Here is a 20,036-nt window from a genome sequence, read left to right on the forward strand (position 1 = left end):
GAGTGTGAGCAGCGATGCAATGGTTGCGGACCAGACGGATCGTCCGGACGAAGAAGTTGCCGTCACGGCTGCTGGCGCCATCCCCTGGCGGCTCAATTCGGTAGACAAGGACCAGCTCGAGGTCCTGCTCATCCACCGCCCGCGGTATGACGACTGGTCTTGGCCGAAAGGCAAGATTGACCCCGGCGAGACCATCCCGGAGTGCGCCGTCCGCGAAGTGGTGGAGGAGATCGGGCTCTCCGCTCCGCTGGGGATCCCCCTGCCGCCCATTCACTACCACGTGCCCGCCGGGCTGAAGGTGGTCCACTACTGGGCGGTCGACGTCGACGGCGCTGTCTTGGTGCCGGACGGCAGGGAGGTCGACAGCATCATGTGGTGCCCGCCTGAGAAGGCAGCCCGCCTCCTCAGCAACCCGAGCGACATGGAGCCCCTGCAGCACCTCGTGAACGCCCATGACCGCGGGGAACTCGCAACGTGGCCGCTGCTGATCGTGCGGCACGCGAAGGCCAAACCCCGCTCTTCGTGGACCAAGGCCGAGGGCGACCGGCCGCTGGCGGCCACCGGCATGCGCCAGGCGCAGTCGGTGGGACGGCTCCTGCAGGCATGGAAGCCGGCCCGGATCGTCTCGAGCCCGTGGTTGCGGTGCGTGGCCACCATTGCGCCCTACGCCAAGGCGGCGGAAGCCAAGGTGAAGCTCAACGAGGCCCTCACCGAGCACCGGCACGGCCGCAGCCCGCAAAAGACGGCCGCCGTCGTTGAGGGACTGTTCGACAAACAGCGGGCCGTGGCCCTGTGCACCCACCGGCCGGCGCTGCCGACCGTCCTGAAGCAACTGGCAAAACACATGAACTCCCGGCTCCGGGACCTGCTGCCGTCCTCGGACCCGTTCCTGGCCCCGGGCGAGATCATCGTGTGCCACGTGGCACACGGCAGCAAGAAAAAGGTCGTTGCCGTGGAGCGGTTCAAGCCCTTCGACGACTGAAGTCCTTGACCACCGGGGACGGCAGCCCTAGTTTGTATCAATAACTTGGTACATTGCTGCTGAATCTTGGGGGATTTCATGCCGTTCCAGTTCTACCTTCCGCCGATGGTGTTGCTCGGCCCCGCCGTCGCGGCCTTGGTGGTGTACGCCGTGCTGCGCTGGGTGATCTGGGCTCCCGGAACCGGAACGTCGCCACAGACCGTATCCGAGCACGGGCTGTGGGTCGGCGTGATCGGCTGGCTCGCGAGCTCTCTCCAGGGCGCGACGACTTTGGGCATTATCCCGGCCAGCCCATCGGCCGGCGGCGCCCTGGTCAGTGCCGAGACGATCGCTCCGGCCTTGGCGTGGCCGGTCCTGGGCTGCCTGACGGTACACGCCCTCGGGCAGATCAGTTACCCGGGCCCGCGGCGAATGCGGCGGCAGGCCGTGCTTTCGGTCCGGCATATCGGCGACTTCCTACCCCGCCGGCTGGCGGTGACCACCGCAGCCATCTTTGTTACGGCCGCTGTGGCGATCACCCGGACTGCCACTCTGCCGGGATTCCCGGCCGTAGCTCCCGCCACGGTCAGCGACGGCACGGACGGCCACTACGTCGGCGGCGGTGACGGCCGCATTCCCGGATCCGAGGTGGCTTGCTGGATCGGAAGTGCCCTGCTGGTTTTGGCCGCAGGGACGTGGCTGGTGCTGCGGCTGATCGCAAGACGCCGCCAACTGGAATCCCTCGACGCCGCCGACAACGCCGTGCTGCGGACCATCGCGATGAACAGGCTGCTGCGCACGGTCTCGACGGTGGCCGCAGGACTGACAGCCATTGCGGGGAACTTCGCTGCCCGCCCGGATCCAGCCCAGGGACCGGCGGCGTGGATGAATCCGGCCGGCCTGGCGTGCACCGTGGTCTTGCTGGTCATGTGGTGGTGGCGGCCCCCTCGGCTCGCGTCCGCCGAACCCGGCCGCCGGAACCGCCGGGGAGCAGTGGCGGCCACCGGCCGCCAGCACCCGGGTGCCAGGCTGGTCGCCTCCCTCGGGGCGCTGCTCGGGCTGGCGGCCACCGTGCCGCTCGTGGCCGGCGTCTTCCTGTCCCAGGCCCTCATTGCCGCTGATGGCTCCGGCATTGCGGGCTTCCTCGCGCTCGCGGCCGTTTCCGTCCTGTTCGTCATCACCGCCGGCGAGCTGCTGCTGCAGCGCAACTATGGCAGTTCCGAGGCGCCGCGCGGCTGGCCCCGGCAACCGGTGAGCCCCGCCAGGCTGACCACGGCTGTCCTGGCCTTGCTGGTCTTCGTCGCCGTCCTGGGTGTCACGGCGGCGGGGCAGGCACGGCTGGCCGAAGGCCCGGGTTGGGTTCCGGCAGGGCTGTTCACGGCCGGAACATGCGTCGCCTCCCTCCCCGCGTTGCTCACGGCCAGGTTCCGCCGGGGTGTTCGCGGGGCGCCCGGCGGTCTGGACGCAGCCTTGCGCGCCATCACCGTCCACCGGGTGGTGCGGACCCTGACGGCCACCGTCACGGCCCAGGCCGCCGTCCTGCTGCTCACCCGGAGCAACGCCTGGGCGGCGGTGCTGGGCCGCGATGCTTTCGGGGGGACCGACCCGGCCGCGACCTTCTGGGGGCCTGCGATCGCGGCCGGCACGGTTCTCGGCGTCGCTGCCGCGGTCATCGCGGTCATCCCGGTGGGCATTGCTGTCCGGCGGCCCCCCGCTCCCCTGCCGCGGCAGGAAGTCGCCGCGTGACCGCGGGGATCTCCGTCAATCTCCAGTCACCTGTTCCCCCCTTCGAGCAGATCCGGGAGCAGATCGCCTCGCTGATCACCGTCGGGGCGCTGGCACCGGGGACCCGGCTGCCGGCCGTCCGGAGCCTCGCCGGCGATCTCGGCCTCGCCGCCGGAACGGTCGCGCGGGCCTATAAGGAACTCGAACGGGCCGGTCTGGTCGAGACCCGGCGGCGGAACGGGACCGTAGTCGCGGGCCGCCGTCCCGTCATTGGCGCGCCGTCAGTCACCCCGGGGCCGGGGGCCGTCGCCGCGGCGGTGACCACCGCCGTCGAGCAATACATTGCCGAGGGCAGGCGCGCCGGTTTCGACGACACCGCACTGCTGGCAATCCTGCGGGCAAAGCTCACCCAGCAAGACGGATAAGGACCGGCGGCGACTTCTCAGTAGACTGGAACCGTGAGCATTCCTACGCCCTATGAAGACCTCCTGCGTGACGTCCTCGAGCACGGCACGCACAAATCGGACCGGACCGGAACCGGCACCCTTAGCGTTTTTGGCCGTCAGCTCCGCTTTGACCTGAGCAAGAGCTTCCCGCTCATCACCACCAAACGGGTGCACTTCAAATCCGTGGCCGTGGAGCTGCTCTGGTTCCTGCGCGGCGATACCAACGTCAAATGGATGCAGGACCAGGGCGTGACAATCTGGGACGAGTGGGCAGACGCCGACGGCGAACTGGGGCCCGTTTACGGCGTCCAGTGGCGTTCCTGGCCCACACCTGACGGCGGCCACATCGACCAGATCGCCGAACTGATCGAGAACCTCAAGTCCAACCCGGACTCGCGCCGGCACATTGTCTCGGCCTGGAACGTCGCCGAGCTCAAGGACATGGCACTTCCTCCCTGCCACGCGTTCTTCCAGTTCTACGTGGCAGACGGCAAGCTCTCCTGCCAGCTTTACCAGCGTTCGGCGGACACCTTCCTGGGCGTGCCGTTCAACATCGCCTCCTATGCCCTGCTGACGTGCATGATCGCGCAGCAGACCGGACTGGAACCGGGCGAATTCGTCTGGACCGGCGGCGATGTCCACATTTACGACAACCACATGGACCAGGTCCTCAAGCAGCTCGCCCGCGAGCCCTACGACTACCCGCAGCTGGTAATCACCCGCAAGCCGGATTCCATCTTCGACTACACGCTCGAGGACTTCGACGTGGTCGGATACCAGCACCACCCGACGATTAAGGCCCCGATAGCCGTATGAGCAAAGCAGACACCCCGGGCGTGCAGCCCGGCGATTTCACTGAGCAACTCCGCGCCTCTACCACCGGCCTGGGCCTCGTCTGGGCCCAGACCAGCACCGGCGTCATCGGCAAGGACGGCGCCATGCCGTGGCACCTTCCCGAGGACATGAAGCACTTCAGCGGCCTCACCAAGGACCATCCGGTCATCATGGGACGGAAGACCTGGGAATCCTTCCCGGACAAATATCGTCCCCTGCCCGGCCGGACAAACATCGTCATCTCCCGGCAGGAGGCTTGGGGCGGGACGCCCGGCGCGGAGGGCGCCACCGCGGTCAAGACCCTCGACGATGCACTCTTGGAGTCCCAGTTCGCCCCCGGCCACGAAATGGTTTGGATCATCGGCGGCGGCGAGATCTTCGCGCAGGCAGTGGACCTTGCCGACGTCGCGGTCGTGACCACTATCGACACCACCAGCGAAGGGGATACCTTCGCCCCCGAACTCGGCTACGACTGGACCGCCGCCGCCAGCCTTCCCGCCGACGGCTGGCTGACCTCGGCCAACGGCACCCGCTACCGGATGACGCTGTGGCGCCGGACGGAGGCCAAGTAGTGCTGAGGAAGCCCGAGACACTCTTTGTCCTGGGGTACATGCTCCTGCCCCTGCTGGCGCTGCTCTCGGCCATCGTGGGCCTGACCATGATTCTGGGCGGGAACAAGATCGTAGGCGCGATCGTGCTGGTGGTGGTGACGCAGGTCTTCACGTTCGGGGCAGTCTTTGCCCTGCGCCGGCGCAAAGCTGCGCTCCTGGAAGAGCCGCACGGCAACTAGCGCTGCCCGCACGGACCGCCCTGGTCTTGGAAGGAGGCGACGGGGAAATCACCCCATCGCCTCCTTCCGTGACGTAACCGACTGCGCCCGGCGGCCCCTGAAGTCTAAACTGGGCCCATGACTACAGCAGCTACCCCGTCCGTCGGCCTGGTCGGTTGGCGCGGCATGGTCGGTTCCGTCCTGATGCAGCGCATGCAGGACGAGGGCGACTTCGCCACCATCAACCCCGTATTTTTCTCCACCTCGAACGCGGGCGGCGCCGCCCCGGCCATTGCCGGTGCTGCGGCGGGCGCGGCCGGCAAGCTCGAGGACGCGTTCGACGTCGAGACGCTGGCGAAGCTGCCCATCATTGTCACCGCCCAGGGCGGGGACTACACCAAGCAGGTTCACGGCGAGCTGCGCAGCCGGGGCTGGGACGGCCTCTGGATCGACGCCGCATCGACCCTGCGCATGAACGATGACTCCATCATCGTGCTCGACCCCATCAACCGGGACGTCATCGACGCCGGCCTCTCCGGCGGGGTGAAGGACTACATCGGCGGCAACTGCACCGTGTCCTGCATGCTCATGGGGCTTGGCGGATTGTTCAAGAACGGCCTCGTCGAGTGGGGCACGTCCATGACGTACCAGGCCGCTTCCGGCGGCGGGGCACGCCACATGCGTGAACTACTGAACCAGTTCGGCAGCCTCAACGCAGAGGTGAGCGCCGAACTGGCCGACCCCGCATCGGCGATCCTGGAGATCGACCGGAAGGTCCTCGCGCACCAGCGCTCCGGCGTCGACGCCACGCAGTTCGGCGTCCCGCTGGCCGGTTCCCTGATCCCCTGGATCGATGCCGACCTCGGCAACGGCCAGTCCAAGGAGGAATGGAAGGCCGGCGTCGAGACGAACAAGATCCTCGGCACCTCGGCGGAGAACCACGTCGTCATGGACGGCTTGTGCGTCCGGATCGGCGCGATGCGCTCGCACTCGCAGGCCCTGACCCTGAAGCTGCGCGAGGACCTCTCGGTGGCCGAGATCGAGAAGCTCGTGGACGCCGACAACCAATGGGCCCGCGTGGTGCCAAACACGAAGGAAGCCTCGATGGCCGAGCTCACTCCCGTGGCGGCGTCCGGCACCCTGGACATTCCGGTGGGCCGCATCCGCAAGCTGGAGATGGGCCCGGAGTACATCAGCGCGTTCACGGTCGGCGACCAGTTGTTGTGGGGCGCCGCCGAGCCGCTGCGCCGCATGCTCCGCATCGCCACCGGAAACCTCTAGAGCCGTACAGGGCGCCTTCCGTCACCAAGGAACCCGCGGTACTTCGCGGCCTGCAGTTCAAAGGACTTTTGAGCGGCAGGCCGCAGCCCGTTAACGGCATCGAAGGGTTGGGGCAGGACACCGGCGTCCCGGCCGCCCGACTGCGCCGCCCACGTGCCAATCACCGCGCCGCCCGCAACAATGGTTTTCTTGAACACCCCGTTACCGCCGGGGACGATCTTGTCTGCGTGCGCCGGGGGCAGCACGAGGGACCGGTCCGCGTAGCCGAGCAGGAATTCATCGAACCCCGGCAGCGCCAGGACCGTGCGCTGCCCCGGCACGCCGTCGTCCAGCAGCGCGGCCGTTGCCGGCGAGAGCCAGTAGCTGGCACCCCCGAACTCCAGCTCCACCAGACGGTCCTTGACCCGGTCGAGGGCCGCGCGGGCTTCCGTGAGGGGAATGCCGGCCCACCAGGAAAAATCACGCACCGTGGCGGGCCCATGGCTGCACAGGTAGCGCAGCAGCCACTCGGCAATGCCGTCCGGGCGGTCCAGGGCCCGCGACTCCTTGATCCAGTCGCCGAACGCCACCACGAGCTGCTGGTTGCCTGCCAGCGGACCCTGCACCAGCAATCCCCGCTGGCACAGGATTCCCAGCAGGTGGATGCCGCGCTGGCCGGCCGCGGACTGGCCCGCCCGTTCGAACGCCTGGAACAGCTCGGCCCGGCTGGCCGCACCCGCGGAGACCAGCCGCAAGGCGGCCACCCCGGCCGAGTCGGCATCCGCGGCACTAATCCGGAGCTCCCGGTGGCGCCCGGCCAGGCCGCGGATCAGCCGTTCAGAGGTAATGGCCAGCATCCATTTCAAGTCCTCGGGCGCCACCACGTGCAAGGTGCCGCGCATGGGCCAGGAACGGACGATCTCCGCCCGGTCCAATGCCCCGCGGACGTCTTCGACCCGGGAGCCCGGCACCCGCTGGCCGACAGCCCACAGCACAGCCTGCAGGTCCTGGGCCTGCATCGCCGTCATGCCGCGGGCTGCGTCCGCGACGGACCCAAACCCGGGTCCCAGCAGGCCCTGGGCGGCCAGCCGCAACCGGCCGATGATTCCGGGGCTGAGCCGGGCGTCCGTCACTGTTGCCACGGACCCCATGGTAAGCCGGTCTCGGGTCGGGCGGCCATGGGCGGGACGCCTGCGCGAACTGCTAGCGGCCGGCACGGCAGTTGCCCGGGTTGTTGCCTGACTGTTCCCAGCCGCCGTACAGCGGGCCTCTCTACCCTTGATGCATGACTATGAGTGAGGTGTGGCCGCAGCTGCGGCCCCTGTGCCGGAAGCTGGCCCTGCTGGGCTGGGCCTCCAGCGCCGCCGGCATGGCTGCCGGGCTCGCCGTCGCTATTGCCAGCGGCACCCGGCTTTCTCCCATGATGAGCACGCTGCAGCTGGTGGCCGGAACGTGCATGGCTGTGTCCGTGGGCAGCTTCGTCATCGCGGCCGCGATGCGGCCGCGGGCCCGGACGCGGGAGGATGTGAACCCCGGCCCCGTCGCCCCGCGCGGGCAGGAGCTCCGGCTCGAGTACTCCGGAGAGTTCCCCGCCAGGGGTCAGACGTTCCTGCTCGGCTCGCTGGCGCTGCTTGCCGGTGCCGTCGCATTTGCGTGTGCAGGGCTGGTCCTGCCGAGTGGGCCCAGCGTTCAGTCCGTGGCGTTCTGCCAGGTCTTCCTGCTCGGCGCAGCGGCCTCCGGCTTCACCTTCATGCTCTTCAGCAAGGCCGCACGCCGCCGCCCAGACTGGCAGCCAGACCGGTAAGCAGACCGGTAGGCAGGACGCCAAGAAGCCCGTCGAGGCCGCCGCGTGAGCGTGGGGCCGGCCGTGGCCGGCTTGCCTAGAGCTCCACGCCGATCAGCAGCGGTTCCGGGTGAAGCTCAATCCCGAAGCGCTCCACGACGCCGTCGCGCACCTCGCGCGCCACGGCCAGCATGTCCGCGGTGGTCGCCCCGCCGCGGTTGGTGATGGCGAGCGTGTGCTTGGTCGAAAGCGACGCCCGGCCGCCGGAGACGCTGTCCGGGTCCAGACCGAAGCCCTTGCCGAACCCGGCCTGGTCGATCAGCCAGGCCGCCGAGAGCTTGGTCAGCCCGTCCCCGCCTCCGGGGTACCGCGGGGCCTCCTCCGGCAGCCGCGCCGCGACCTCGCCGGTGACGATCGGGTTCGTGAAAAAGGACCCCGTGGAGTAGGTGTCCCGGTCGCCGGCGTCCCAGACCATGCCCTTGGACGCCCGGAGCCGCAGCACTTCGCGCCGGACGTCGTTGGCGTAGGCCCGTTGCCCCTGCTCGACGCCGAGCGCCCGGGCGAGTTCGGCGTAGCGGACCGGTGCGCTCATCCGGCCGAGCGGGAGCTGGAATTCCACGGTGAGCACCACATAGCGCGGCGAGCCGTTGACGGTGGTCCGTTTCAGGACCGAGTCACGGTAGCCGAACTTGAGTTCGGAATTGGTGAAGGTTTTCACCGCACTGCGTTCCCGGTCCCAGGTGCGTACTGCGGCAATCGTCTGTGACACGTCGGCCCCGTAGGCGCCGACGTTCTGCACGGGAGTGGCCCCCGTGGCGCCGGGGATCCCGGAGAGCGCCTCGACGCCGGACCACGCGTGCTTTACCGCGTGCTCAACGAAGGCGTCCCAGTTGTGGCCGGCCTGCACCACCACTGACACGCCGCCGCAGGAGTCCTCGGCGTTGACCGTGAAGCCTTGCGACGCGATCTTCAGGACCGCGCCGGGGAACCCGTCGTCGGAGACCAGCAAGTTGGAGCCGCCGCCGATGATCAGCAGCGGCCGGCCGGCGTCGTCGGCCGCCCGGACGGCGTCGATGATCTCGGCCTCGCTGCGGGCCTCGCTGTAGCTGCCGGCGGGGCCGCCGACGGCGGCGGTGGTCAGGGTGGAGAGCTGGATCTGGGTCACCTGACCAGCCTAGCCGGGATCATCCGGTGGCCTAAGCCGGTACTAGCTGTCCATGCCCTTAGCGAGCCAGCCGGGCGGGCTCGGCGAGCTTGCGCGTCACCGGCGAGAGCAGGAAGCTGACAGCCAGCATCACCATGACGGCCAGCAGCGAGTGCAGAATGCCGACGTGCTCGGCCAGCAGGCCCAGCAGCGGCGGCCCGCACAGGAACGCGCCGTAGCCGATCGTGGACACCACGGACACCCGCGCGGCGGCCTTGACGGGATCGTCGGCGGCGGCGGACATGCCCACGGGGAAGCCTAGCGAGGCGCCGAGTCCCCAGATGGCCAGCGCGACGTAGGCCAGCCACGGCTGCGGGGCAAACACGAACAACCCCAGGCCCAGCACCGCCAGTGCGGCGCACCAGCGCATCACCGGGACGCGGCCGAAGCGGTCCAGGACCAAGGTGCCGGCGAAACGGCCGATCGTCATGAACGTCACGAACAGGCCGTATCCGGCGGCTCCGGCGGCGTCCGACTGGCCGTGGCCGTCGGCCAGGGCCAGGGCCACCCAGTCCCCCGCCGCCCCTTCGGCCAGGGCCAGGCCCAGCACCAGGACGCCAAGGAGCAGGGTGCGGCGGTCCCGCCAGGCCTGGGCGATCTGCCGTTTGCTGTCCAGCGGCTGCTCGGGGACGGCATCGGTCTGCCTGACGATGGGAATGGGCCCGGTGGACGGATCCTCGAAGGTATCCGTCCCGGACGCAGTGAACTGGCGTTCCGCCTGCACCGGCGTGACGTCGGCGCGGAACCATGCCGCGGCGGTGGTCACCGAGGCCGCCACCAGCAGGCCGGCGGCGGCGAGGTGCCAGAAGACCGGAATTCCGGCGCCGGCAGCCCACGCGCCCAGGCCGGCCCCCGCAACTGTTCCCAGGCTGAAGGAGCCGTGCAGCCGGGGCATGATGTGCCGCCGGACCGCGCGTTCCACCGCGGCGCCTTCGACATTGGATGCGGTGTTCCAACTGGCGGTCCCCAGCCCGATGATGGTCAGTCCCGTGGCGACCACCACCGGATTGGCGAGCACGGACGTCCCGAAGCCCGCGAGGGTCAGCCCGACGCCGACCATGATGCTGCCGATCCGGATGGTGCGCTTGGAGCCGAGCCGGAGAACAATCAGGCCCGAGGCGGACACGGACAGGAAGGACCCGGCGGTCAGGCAGAGCAGGAGCAGCCCGACCGTGCCCGGTGTCAGGTGCAGGCCGTCGCGGATGGCCGGCAGCCTGGACACCCATGTGGAAAACGCGATGCCGCTGGCCGCGTAGGCCACCACCACGGCGTTCCGCCAGTGTGTGATCTCCGCGGCCGGGACGAAGGTGTCCTTCGTCATCGAGGCAGCGTCATGGTCACGCCAGCCTGACGACGGCCTGGGCCTTGACGAGGACCTTCTGGCCGGCCGAAACGACCGTGAGGTCGACGCGGGCGGTGCCGGCAGCGGCGTCGAGCGCTCCGATGGCGCCGCTCACTTCGATCACTGCACCGGCCTCCGGCGTTCCCGTGGTGTCGGCGACCGGAACCGGCTTGGTGAAGCGCGTCTGGAAGTCGAGGACGGCGGCGGGGTCGCCGGCCCAGTCAGTCACGAGCTGGACGACGGCGCCCATGGTGAACATGCCGTGGGCGATCACGCCCGGCAGCCCGACGCCCGTGGCGAAGGCCTCGTTCCAGTGGATCGGGTTGAAGTCACCGGATGCGCCGGCGTACTTGACGAGGTCGGTGCGGGTGACGGCGATGCTGCGGCTGCCGATGTCCTGGCCGACGGTGAGTTCTGCGAAATTGATGCTCATGGCTACTGTCCCTCTCCGCGGACCAGGATGGACGAGGTGGCGGTGGCGACCGGCTCGCGGACGCCCGCGGCATCAGCGTCAGCGCCAGCGTCAGGGGCAAGGTCGGGGGCAAGCGCGAAGATCTCCGAGCGCGTGGTGATCATGGCTCCGCCGCCCATCGCGCGCACGCCGTCGACGTGCAGCTCGGCGACCAGCCGGTCGCCGGCGACGATCGGGCGGTGGTGGGTGAACCGCTGGTCCGCGTGGACCACCCGGGAGAAATCGATTCCGGATTCCGGATCCTCAATCAGCTGGGCATCGGCGCGCTGCGCCACGATGATGGCAAAGGTCGGGGGCGCCACGAGGTCGTTGTGCCCCAGCGCCTGGGCGGCGGCGACGTCGAAGTGGGCGGGGTGGGTGGCCTTGACCGCGCGCGCGAACTCGCGGATCTTCTCGCGGCCGACGTCATACACCTCTGCGGCAGGGTAGCTGCGCCCCTGCAGATCCGGATTGATAGTCATGGTTCCAGCCTATCGGCACGGCTGCTGCAGCCTCGGTTCATGACAGGTACGGGCCGGGCTGCGGCGGCTCTTGACCGGCAGGATATGATGAAAACATCATTCCATCAACCCGCGCATTGCCGGCGCCCCGCCGCGCCGCCTTGCGGGAAAGCGCCTTCCTGCCATGAGTTTCGTTCCCGCCCAGCCCGTCGGCCGCCGATGATCTCCCCCGCGCAAACCCCGTTGTATGAGATCAAGGCCAATCTGTTCAAGGCCCTCGCCCATCCGGCCCGCATCCGGATCCTTGAGCTTTTGGCAGCTGCACCGGACACTGCCGCCCCGGTCAGCTACCTGCTGGCGGAGACCGGGCTGGAGGCCTCGCACCTGTCCCAGCACCTGGCCACGCTGCGCCGGCACGGGGTGGTGACGTCCGTCAGGTCGGCAAACGTGGTGACCTACCGGCTGGCCCACCCCAAGATCTCTGAACTGCTCGCGATTGCCCGCGTCTTCCTGCTGGACACCCTGGCCGGCTCCAGCGAACAGCTGCGGATCGCGCGGGGACTGCCTGGCGGACACCTCGAGAGCGCAGCAAACCCAGCCGCCGTGGCCGGTCCGGGCGGCGCAGATCAGCTGGACGTCCCAGGTCAACTGGACGGCGCAGGTCAGCTGGGCGGCGCAGGTCAACGCGGCAGCGCAGCGCCGTGACCTCCACCCGCGCGTCAGGCCCGGCCGGGGCAGCCACCAGGGGCCGGGGCCGCTTCGCCCGGTTTGTGCCCTCGCGCCGCGATTACGAGCTCCTGCGCTCCGCCTGGAAGACCGACCTGTTCGCCGGCATCACGGTGGGCATCGTGGCGCTCCCCCTGGCGCTGGCCTTCGGGGTCAGTTCCGGGGTGGGGGCTGAGGCAGGACTGATCACCGCGGTGGTGGCCGGGCTGGTCGCCGCCGTCATGGGCGGGTCCCCTGTCCAGGTCTCCGGTCCGACCGGCGCCATGGTGGTGGTCCTGGCCCCGGTGGTCGCGGCCCACGGCGTCGGCAGCATTGCCCTGGTCTCGGTACTGGCCGGGCTGCTGGTCGTGGTCCTGGGAGCCAGCGGGCTCGGCCGGGCCGTCGCGTTCATCCCCTGGCCTGTTGTGGAGGGATTCACCCTCGGCATTGCCGCCATTATCTTCCTCCAGCAGGTGCCCCTGGCCACGGGCACGGCGGGGACGCCGGGCCACAACACCCTGGTGGCCGCCGTCGAGAGCGCTGCACAGGCCACGGTGCCGACGGTGCTGCAGACGCTCGCCGTGGTGGCGGGAGTCGCGGCCGTGATGTATGTGCTCCCCAGGTTCAACAAGTCCCTGCCCGCGAGCCTGATCGCGGTGTTGCTCGCCACCGTCGTGACAGAGGCGCTGGCCCTGGACATACCCCGGATCGGCGCACTCCCGCACTCCCTGCCGGCGCCCTCCATGCCGTCCGTGGACCCCGCCGCACTGGGCGGCCTGCTCATGCCTGCCGTCTCCGTCGCCACTCTCGCCGCCATCGAATCCCTGCTCTCGGCCCGGGTGGCCTCGGGCATGGTGGGTCCGGACGGCCGTCCGTCCGGCGCGTACAGCCCCGACCGGGAGCTCACGGGCCAGGGGCTGGCGTCGATCGCTGCTGGCTTCTTCGGAGGCATGCCGGCCACCGGCGCGATCGCCCGAACCGCCGTGAACGTCCGCTCCGGGGCCAAGACGCGGCTGGCCGCCGTGGTGCACGCCCTGGTGCTGCTGGCCATCATCTATCTGGCGGCTGGGCTGGTCGGCAGGATCCCCCTGGCGGCGCTGGCCGGCATCCTCATGGTCACGGCCACCCGCATGGTCTCGCGGTACACGGTGACGGCGATCCTCAGGTCGACCCGGGCCGACGCCGCGGTGTTCGTGACCACCGCCCTCATCACGGTCGCCTTCGACCTCATTGTGGCCATCCAGATCGGACTCGCCGCGGCAGCGGTCTTCACGTTGCGGACGTTCGCGTCCCTGAGCGGGGTCCGGCGCGAGGCGTTGCCGGGGCCCTCGGTTCCGGGGGACGAGCACATCGCCATTTTCCGGCTGGACGGGGCCATGTTCTTCGGCGCCGCGGAGCGGGTCCTGCAGGAGATGAGCCAAGTCAAGGACGTCCAGGTGGCCATCATCCGGCTGTCCCAGCTGCGGATGCTGGATGCTACCGGTGCCCACATGCTGGTCGAGGTGATCTCCGCGCTCGAGCTGCGCGGCGTGACGGTGCTGCTCAAGGGGGTCCAGCCGCAGCATCTGGCGCTCGTGACCAATGTGGGCGTCATCCGCTCACTGCGCCATCACAAGCACCTGTTCACGTCCCTCGCGGACGCCGTCGAGCATGCCCGGAGCCATGTGGTGCGGAACGCGGCCGCTAGCGCTTGAGGTTCTTACGGACCGACTGGCCGCGGACGACGACCCCGGCCAGGTGCAGGATCAGGCCCAGCCCGATGACCGGGAGCGAGGCCACGGCGAGGGCCTGGTTGCCGGTGCTGTTGCCCACCACGTTCAGGACGATGCCTACGGCGATCAGGCCCATGGCGCCGAAGACGAGCACCTTGTAGGTGGTTGACGCGGTGGCCCAGAATTCATTCAGCACCGTGCCAGTCTACCGGGGCGCACGACGCGGGCGGCGGGGCGGGCCCCGGGAGGCGCCATTTATCTGGCGACACCGGCATACGGGCGCGTCGGGCATTTCGCGCGTCGCGAGGCAATTCCCGCGTCAGAAGAATGCTTCCTGCACGGCCGGAACGTCGGAGCTGTGATTCCCGAGTTCGATCACCCGGGCCTTGAGCTGCCCCAGGTTCACCACGAATTCCAGTTCGCTGCTGTCCAGCGCCGCGACCGCGATGCTGCCGCTGAGGGAGGCGATCTCGAAGCCGTGGTCCCCCGAGTCGAACCCGTGCGGATACGGGTGCCGGGCGGCCCTCCCGCGGACGCCGTCCAGCAGGCAGGCGCGCTCCGACAGGCCGGGCCGTTGCCATGGTTCGTCGACGATTCCGAAGCCGCCCGCCGGGACCCTGGACAGAAGTGTCCGGGCCTCCCCGGCCAGCCGTCCGTTCAGGGCATCGAGTTCGACGGCGGCTGCCGGGCTCACCAGTGCCGCGGCCTTGGCGGCGGACCGGACCTGCTGCGGCAGCCCGGCGTCGCGGGTGATCATGTCCTCAAGGATCCGAACCAGCCGGCCGTCGTCGGCACGGGCGACGTAGCGGGCGACGACGGCGCCCTGCTCGGCCAGCCGGTTCCATTTGCGCAGGTGGGATGCGGTTCCCACCTTGCTGGCACCGCCGGCGAAGGTGGCGACATAGAGCCAGTGCGGCTGCATGAGGTAGGCGCGCAGGCCGGGCGGAACCCGGCCGCCGCGGTGGAAGTCGTGGATGAGCCGGGAGTCGTCCAGCACAAAGCACCGTTCGCACTGGCTGCTCTTCACGGCCGGCGCCTGCTCCGGGCACAGGACGTGGTCCCGGGCCGCCGGTCCGTGCACCACGTGGCGCCCGAGGCAGGACTTCCCCTCCGCGGCGATCCGGAAGCCGAGCCGGGTTCCGGCGTCGAGCGTCAGGTCGGTGAACACGCCGTCGCTGTCCTGGAGCCGCAGCACGGGAACCGACGCCTGACCCTCCCAAAAGACCCCGTGAACCAGATAACGGGCATCGGGCACGGGGTCTCCTCAAGTGGTGGGGCCGCTACAGGGCCGGCTGCACCCCAAAGGCTACCGCGAGCTTCATGATCTTCTCGGCCCGGCCCAGGCGCGGCAGGTCGGAGCCGTCCCGGATGACGCGGCCGCTGGCTTCGAAGTCGGCCATGAAGTCCGTGGCCCAGGCGACGTCGGACGGGGTGGGGCTGATGACCTCGTTGATGACCGGGGTCTGGTCGATCGCCAGGCAGAGCTTTCCGGTCATCCCCATCATCACGGTGATGCCGGTCTGTTCGCGCAGGATCGGGTGGTTCGTGCCGACCGTGGGGCCGTCGATGGGGCCGGGCAGGTTGCCGACGCGGCTGGCCACTACCAGCTTGGCGCGCGGGTAGGCCATGGCCTCCGGGGTGGCCGCCATGCCGGTGTCGCGGCGGAAATCGCCGGAGCCGAAGGCCAGGCGGAAGGCGCCCTGGGCTTTGGCGATGTTGTTGGCTTCCTCGATGCCGACGGCGGATTCCACCAGCGCAATCACCGGCGTCTTGCCGTCCATCCGGTGGAAGCTCTCCGTGACTTGGTCGGCCGATTCTGTCTTGGCCAGCATGATGCCCAGCAGGCCGGGGGTGCCGCGCAGCCCGGCGAGGTCATCGGCCCAGAACGGGCTGGTGGCGTCGTTGATCCGAACCCACGCGCTGCCGCCGGCGGTCAGCCAGTTCACGACGTTGGCGCGGGCGGTGTCCTTCTGCGACGGGTCCACTGCGTCTTCGATGTCGAGGATGATCGCATCGGCCCGGGAGACGGCGGACTGGTCAAAGAGTTCGGGCTTCATCGCGTTGACCAGCAGCCAGGAGCGGGCGATGTCGGCCGGGATGTTGCGCTGGGGCCGTAGGGATTCGGCGGTGGTGGTGGTAGAGGTCATGCATCTACGCTAGCCGCCCGGGGGCCTTTGCGGCTAAGCGATCCGGCCCTCCGGGGCGACCATTACGACCAAAATCACATCCGCGCCCAACCGGCTGGCAGCAGGAGCCGTTTTTCAGCGCTCAAACGGCATCCCTGCCAGCCGGTCGGGAACAAAGGGGAGGCTAGGGGATGTTGCTGCCCCGCGCCGTCACCCAAAGGCCGTACCACTCGGCGCGGGTCAGGCCGGCGGCGGCCTCGGCGGCACCGGCGCAGGCGCGGATCCGGCCGGGCTTGGCGGTGCCGATCACGGGCGCGATCCCTGCCGGGTGCTTCATGAGCCAGCCCAGCACGATCGCCTCCCCCGTGGTTCCCTTCTCTGCGGCCAGGGCGGCCACGAGGGCGCTGGTGGCCTCCTCCGCCGGCGACGGCTCGGCGGCCGGCGCCCCGGTGTACAGCCCGCGGGCCAGCGAGCCGTAGGCCTGCAGCCCGATGCCATGCCGGACACAATGCTCAACGGTTCCGTGCGGGAAGCTGTAGTCCGTGCCCTCGGCATGGTTGACCAGCACGGTGCTTTCGAGCCAGGCCCGCTTCAGCAGGCTCATTTCGAGCTGGTTGGCCACGACGGGCGCCTCGAGGCGGTCCTGCAGCATCTCGATCTGCGGCCCCGACATGTTGGACACGCCGATCGCCCGCACCTTGCCCTCGGCCATGAGCTCCCCGACGGCGGACGCCACCTCCGCCGGGTCCATCAGGGGATCGGGCCGGTGCAGCATGAGCACGTCCACATAGTCCGTCCGGAGCCGGGCCAGGCTTTCGTTCACCCGTTCCAGGATGCCGTCCCGGCTCAGGTCGTAATACGCCTCCAGGCCCTGTTCGCCCAGCCGGATGCCGCACTTGGTCTGCAGACGGATCTTTTCCCGCAGCCCGGGGGTGCGGGCCAGGACCTCGCCGAAGACGGCCTCGGCCTTGCCGTTGCGGTAAATGTCCGCGTGGTCAAAGAGCGTTATCCCGGCGTCCAGTGCCGCTTCGACGGCGGCAGCCGCCTCGTCCACATCCGCGGACGAGTACGGCTGCGCGGACCAGCTGCCGCCCAGGCCCATGCAGCCATAGATGAGCTCCTGGCCCAGCGCCACTCCCGCGGCGGACGTGCCGGACGCCGCGGCCGGTGCGGGGCTCACCGCAGCCAGACGGTGGTGTTGGCCGGCAGCAGGCCGCCGTCGAGCGGGCCGCTGCTGACCAGCACCTCGCCAAGGGGCAGTTCAACGGGTGTATCGCCGAAGTTGGTCACCGTCTGCCAGCCGCCCGGGCGGCTGAAGTGCAGCACGTCGGCGGCGCCGGACTCCAGCCACTGGAGTTCCTCCGAGGTCTGGAGTTCGCGGCGCAGCTTCAAGGCCTGCCGGTAGAGCTCCAGGGTGGACCCTTCCACACCGTCTTCCGCGGCAACGGCGTAGCGGCTGAACCAGGCCGGCTGCGGCAGGTGCGCGCCGCCGGCGCCGAAACCGAACGAGTCGCCCTCCGGGGACCAAGGCAGCGGCACGCGGCAGCCGTCGCGGCCGATCTCCACACCCTTGTTCCGGAAGAAGGTGGGGTCCTGGCGCTCGGTGTCGGGGATCTCCGCGACTTCCTGCAGGCCCAGCTCCTCGCCCTGGTACAGGTAGGCGGATCCCGGCAGGGCCAGCATCAGGAGGGTGGCGGCTCGGGCCCGGCGCAGGCCGAGTTCGACGTCGAGCTCCTCGGGCGGTGCGCCGGCCAGCAGCCAGCCCTTGCCGTCCTGGCCCTGGGCGTGCTTGCCGCCGCCCTTCGGCAGCCCGTAGCGGGTGGCGTGGCGGACGACGTCGTGGTTGGAGAAGACCCACGTGGAGGAGGCGCCGGATTCCGTGGCGTCGGCGAGATTCCGGGTGATGATTTCGCGGAACTCTCCGGCGTCGAAGTCGGCCTGCAGGAGGTCGAAGTTGAATGCCTGGCCGAGGCCCTGCGGGCTGGCGTAGCGGGCGCGCCGGCTCTCGTGCACCCAGGCTTCGGCGACGGCGGTGCGCGGCGGGTGGTACTCGTTGAAGACCTCACGCCATTCGGCGTAGATCTCGTGGACTTCGTCCCGGTCCCAGAACGGGTGCGAGCCGTCCGGGAAACCGTCGGTGCCGGTGTTGGCCGCGCTCAGCTCCACCTTGGAGATGAGCGGCTCGGTGAGGTCCTTGGTCAGGGCGTGGGCGACGTCGACGCGGAAGCCGTCCACGCCGCGGTCTGACCAGAAGCGCAGTGTCTTGAGGAAGTCCTCGCGGATTTCGCGGTTGGCCCAGTTCAGGTCCGGCTGTTCCTTGGCGAAAATGTGCATGTACCACTGGCCGGGCGTGCCGTCGGGCTCGGTGATGCGCTCCCAGGCGGGGCCGCCGAACACCGACTCCCAGTCCGACGGCGGGATCTCGCCGTTTTCGCCCTGGCCGTCGCGGAAGATGTAGCGCTCGCGGGCCGCCGAGCCCTTCGGGGACGCCAGGGCCTCGCGGAACCATTCGTGCCGGTTCGAGGAGTGGTTGGGGACGATGTCCGCGATCAGCTTGATGCCGGCGGCGTGCAGGGCGGCGGACATCTCATCGAAGTCGGCCAGGGTGCCGAGCTTGGGGTCCACGTCGCGGTAATCGTCGACGTCGTAGCCGCCGTCGGCCAGCGCCGAGGGGTAGAAGGGGGACAGCCAGACGGCGTCGATCCCGAGTTCCTTCAGGTACGGGACCTTGGCGGTGATGCCCTTGATATCGCCCAGGCCGTCACCGTTGGAATCGGAGAAGCTCCGCGGGTAGATCTGGTATACCGAGGCCTGGCGCCACCAGTTGGGGTCGGCGGCGAGGTCGGAACCGGACAGGGTTGCCAGCGTGGCGGTGTTGGACAAGGGATGATCCTTCGGGGCCGGGAATGAGCTTCTGTTATTTTAGATACAAGCTAAATATATTGCCTGAACAATTATGGGTCCGGGAACAGAAGAGGTCAAGAAGTGATGCCGCACGCAGCCGCCGCCACGCCGCAGCTGCTGCGCCGCGTCAACGCCCAGGCCGTGCTGCGCCACATCCGCGGCGTGGACGTCGCCACCGGATCCGAGCTGATGGCCCTGACCGGCCTGACCCGCGCCTCCGTGATCGCCGTTTGCGAGGACCTGATCAGCCGCGGCTGGATCGTGGAAGTGGACCAGCCCCGGACAGACCCGGACAACCCGCGGAAGGGCCGCCCGGCCCGGCGGTTTGCCTTCAACCGGGAGGCCGGCGTGGTGCTGGGCCTCGACATCGGCGCCGCAACCACCACCGCCGCCGTGGCCGATCTCCGCGGCACGGTCATCGGCCGGTCCAGCGAGAGCTTCCGCGCAGAGGACATCCCGGCGCAGGAGCGGATCAGCGTCATCGACCTGGTCTGCCGCCAGGCGCTGGAGGCCGCGGGAACAGGCCCGGGCAGGGTGCTGGCCGTCGGGGCCGGAATCGCCGCGCCCGTGGACCGGGACGGGAACGTGCTCGTGACCCAGCGGTTCTGGAGCCTGTTCGACGTCGGGCTCCGCTCCGCGCTGAAGGACCTGCACGGCTGGACAGTGCTCCTGGAGAACGACGCCAACCTGGCCGCGCTCGGCGAGCGCTGGCGGGGCTCCGGCGCGGGCGTAGACGATCTGGTGGTGCTCCTGGCGGGCGAACGCCTGGGTGCCGGGGTGATGGAATCCGGGCGGCTGCTCCATGGCAGGGGCGGGGCCGCAGGCGAGATGGGATTTCTGGACATGGTGGAGGGCGTTGGCTCCAGCGACGGAATCGCCGCCCTCGCGAGGCGGTGGTCCGCGGCCGACGGCGGACCTTCCGCAGGCGGTCCCGCCAGCGCGCCGCGCGTTTTCGAGGACGCGGCGGCAGGCGACACGGCGGCGCTGGCCATCCTGGACCGGATGTCGGAGCGGATGGCACGCGTCATCGCTTCGATCGCGAGCCTGATCAATCCCGAGCAGGTGGTGATCGGCGGCGCCGTCGCCGAGTCCGCAGGCGCCCTGCTGCCCGGCATCACCGCCGCGCTTCCTCGTTTCACGGCCACACCCCCGAGGGTGACGGTCTCGCCGCTGGGCGACGCGATCGTCACGGTCGGCGCGGTCCGGCACGCGCTGGATTACGTCGAGGCGAACGCGCTGGATCTGGCACCGGCCGGCTGAGCACCTGCCGTGCACCGCCGGCCGTTTCTCAAGATTCGACAACGATTGGATACGCGAGTCGCAGGTTTGGCGCAGAATTCCCGTTGTTCCGGC

General features: G+C 69.6%; 21 protein-coding genes. 11 read left to right on the forward strand and 10 right to left on the reverse strand.

All coding sequences use genetic code 11. The annotated features are described in order from the left end of the window. Window positions 1–4: 4 nt before the first annotated feature. The 7 genes from C8D78_RS06325 to asd all read left to right on the forward strand — a co-directional run bounded on the left by C8D78_RS06325 (window position 5) and on the right by asd (window position 6,016). A complete protein-coding gene (locus C8D78_RS06325) occupies window positions 5–982 on the forward strand; it encodes an NUDIX hydrolase (RefSeq protein WP_120951216.1) in 978 nt (325 codons plus the stop codon). A gap of 78 nt (window positions 983–1,060) precedes the next feature. Next, entirely contained in the window at window positions 1,061–2,707 is a 1,647-nt protein-coding gene (locus tag C8D78_RS06330) for a hypothetical protein (protein WP_244208274.1), read from the forward strand. After that, window positions 2,704–3,111, forward strand: coding sequence for a GntR family transcriptional regulator (locus tag C8D78_RS06335; RefSeq protein ID WP_120951218.1), 408 nt, complete (start codon window positions 2,704–2,706; stop codon window positions 3,109–3,111). Before C8D78_RS06330 ends, C8D78_RS06335 begins: the two co-directional genes overlap by 4 nt. A gap of 33 nt (window positions 3,112–3,144) precedes the next feature. After that, window positions 3,145–3,948 carry a thymidylate synthase gene (locus C8D78_RS06340; protein ID WP_120951220.1) on the forward strand — a complete coding sequence of 268 codons (804 nt, stop codon included), beginning with the start codon at window positions 3,145–3,147 and terminating at the stop codon, window positions 3,946–3,948. After that, entirely contained in the window at window positions 3,945–4,538 is a 594-nt protein-coding gene (locus C8D78_RS06345) for a dihydrofolate reductase (RefSeq protein WP_120951222.1), read from the forward strand. Before C8D78_RS06340 ends, C8D78_RS06345 begins: the two co-directional genes overlap by 4 nt. Continuing rightward, window positions 4,538–4,756 (forward strand): NF038396 family protein, encoded by a 219-nt coding sequence (locus C8D78_RS06350; RefSeq protein ID WP_120951224.1) that lies wholly within the window; start codon window positions 4,538–4,540, stop codon window positions 4,754–4,756. Before C8D78_RS06345 ends, C8D78_RS06350 begins: the two co-directional genes overlap by 1 nt. 117 nt (window positions 4,757–4,873) lie before the next feature. Continuing rightward, complete coding sequence (gene asd, locus C8D78_RS06355; RefSeq protein ID WP_120951226.1) at window positions 4,874–6,016, forward strand: aspartate-semialdehyde dehydrogenase; 1,143 nt, start codon at window positions 4,874–4,876, stop codon at window positions 6,014–6,016. Here asd and C8D78_RS06360 read toward each other — a convergent pair. Further along, window positions 6,013–7,146: a winged helix DNA-binding domain-containing protein gene (locus C8D78_RS06360; protein WP_120951228.1), complete on the reverse strand. Its 1,134-nt coding sequence runs from the start codon at window positions 7,144–7,146 to the stop codon at window positions 6,013–6,015. The two genes, asd and C8D78_RS06360, sit on opposite strands and share 4 nt — an antisense overlap. Before the next feature lie 134 nt (window positions 7,147–7,280). Here C8D78_RS06360 and C8D78_RS06365 point away from each other — a divergent pair, with 134 nt between their 5' ends. After that, the gene (locus C8D78_RS06365; protein WP_244208275.1) at window positions 7,281–7,799 is read left to right on the forward strand and encodes a hypothetical protein; all 519 of its coding nucleotides are present in this window, start codon (window positions 7,281–7,283) and stop codon (window positions 7,797–7,799) included. A 76-nt stretch (window positions 7,800–7,875) separates the two neighbouring features. Here C8D78_RS06365 and C8D78_RS06370 read toward each other — a convergent pair whose 3' ends face one another. Genes C8D78_RS06370 through C8D78_RS06385 form a run of 4 tightly spaced genes read right to left on the reverse strand, consistent with a single transcriptional unit; the run spans window position 7,876 to window position 11,257 of the window. Then, a complete protein-coding gene (locus C8D78_RS06370) occupies window positions 7,876–8,943 on the reverse strand; it encodes a UDP-N-acetylmuramate dehydrogenase (protein WP_120951232.1) in 1,068 nt (355 codons plus the stop codon). A 58-nt stretch (window positions 8,944–9,001) separates the two neighbouring features. Then, window positions 9,002–10,303 carry an MFS transporter gene (locus C8D78_RS06375; RefSeq protein WP_120951234.1) on the reverse strand — a complete coding sequence of 434 codons (1,302 nt, stop codon included), beginning with the start codon at window positions 10,301–10,303 and terminating at the stop codon, window positions 9,002–9,004. Window positions 10,304–10,319: 16 nt separating this feature from the next. Continuing rightward, entirely contained in the window at window positions 10,320–10,757 is a 438-nt protein-coding gene (locus C8D78_RS06380) for a MaoC family dehydratase (RefSeq protein ID WP_120951236.1), read from the reverse strand. 2 nt (window positions 10,758–10,759) lie between these two features. Further along, window positions 10,760–11,257: an FAS1-like dehydratase domain-containing protein gene (locus C8D78_RS06385; RefSeq protein WP_120951238.1), complete on the reverse strand. Its 498-nt coding sequence runs from the start codon at window positions 11,255–11,257 to the stop codon at window positions 10,760–10,762. 198 nt (window positions 11,258–11,455) lie between these two features. Here C8D78_RS06385 and C8D78_RS06390 point away from each other — a divergent pair, with 198 nt between their 5' ends. Beyond that, window positions 11,456–11,941: an ArsR/SmtB family transcription factor gene (locus C8D78_RS06390; protein WP_341867110.1), complete on the forward strand. Its 486-nt coding sequence runs from the start codon at window positions 11,456–11,458 to the stop codon at window positions 11,939–11,941. Between the two features lie 65 nt (window positions 11,942–12,006). Then, window positions 12,007–13,635, forward strand: coding sequence for a SulP family inorganic anion transporter (locus tag C8D78_RS06395; RefSeq protein WP_167467874.1), 1,629 nt, complete (start codon window positions 12,007–12,009; stop codon window positions 13,633–13,635). Here the strand turns inward: C8D78_RS06395 and C8D78_RS06400 are convergent. From C8D78_RS06400 to C8D78_RS06420, 5 genes are all read right to left on the reverse strand, one after another. After that, window positions 13,625–13,849, reverse strand: a complete 225-nt coding sequence (locus C8D78_RS06400) for a DUF3188 domain-containing protein (RefSeq protein WP_120951243.1) — start codon at window positions 13,847–13,849, stop codon at window positions 13,625–13,627. The two genes, C8D78_RS06395 and C8D78_RS06400, sit on opposite strands and share 11 nt — an antisense overlap. Before the next feature lie 123 nt (window positions 13,850–13,972). Continuing rightward, window positions 13,973–14,908, reverse strand: a complete 936-nt coding sequence (locus C8D78_RS06405; protein ID WP_167467863.1) for a DUF2797 domain-containing protein — start codon at window positions 14,906–14,908, stop codon at window positions 13,973–13,975. Window positions 14,909–14,933: 25 nt separating this feature from the next. After that, window positions 14,934–15,800, reverse strand: a complete 867-nt coding sequence (locus C8D78_RS06410; RefSeq protein ID WP_120951245.1) for an HpcH/HpaI aldolase/citrate lyase family protein — start codon at window positions 15,798–15,800, stop codon at window positions 14,934–14,936. A 163-nt stretch (window positions 15,801–15,963) separates the two neighbouring features. Beyond that, entirely contained in the window at window positions 15,964–16,914 is a 951-nt protein-coding gene (locus C8D78_RS06415) for an aldo/keto reductase (RefSeq protein WP_167467875.1), read from the reverse strand. Window positions 16,915–16,955: 41 nt separating this feature from the next. Continuing rightward, on the reverse strand, window positions 16,956–18,662 hold the full coding sequence (locus C8D78_RS06420) for a glycoside hydrolase family 13 protein (RefSeq protein WP_120951249.1): 1,707 nt from the start codon (window positions 18,660–18,662) through the stop codon (window positions 16,956–16,958). A gap of 105 nt (window positions 18,663–18,767) precedes the next feature. Here C8D78_RS06420 and C8D78_RS06425 point away from each other — a divergent pair, with 105 nt between their 5' ends. Next, on the forward strand, window positions 18,768–19,943 hold the full coding sequence (locus C8D78_RS06425) for an ROK family protein (protein ID WP_120951251.1): 1,176 nt from the start codon (window positions 18,768–18,770) through the stop codon (window positions 19,941–19,943). Window positions 19,944–20,036: the final 93 nt, after the last annotated feature.

It is taken from the genome of Arthrobacter oryzae, assembly GCF_003634095.1.
In the GTDB taxonomy this organism is placed as follows: domain Bacteria; phylum Actinomycetota; class Actinomycetes; order Actinomycetales; family Micrococcaceae; genus Arthrobacter; species Arthrobacter oryzae.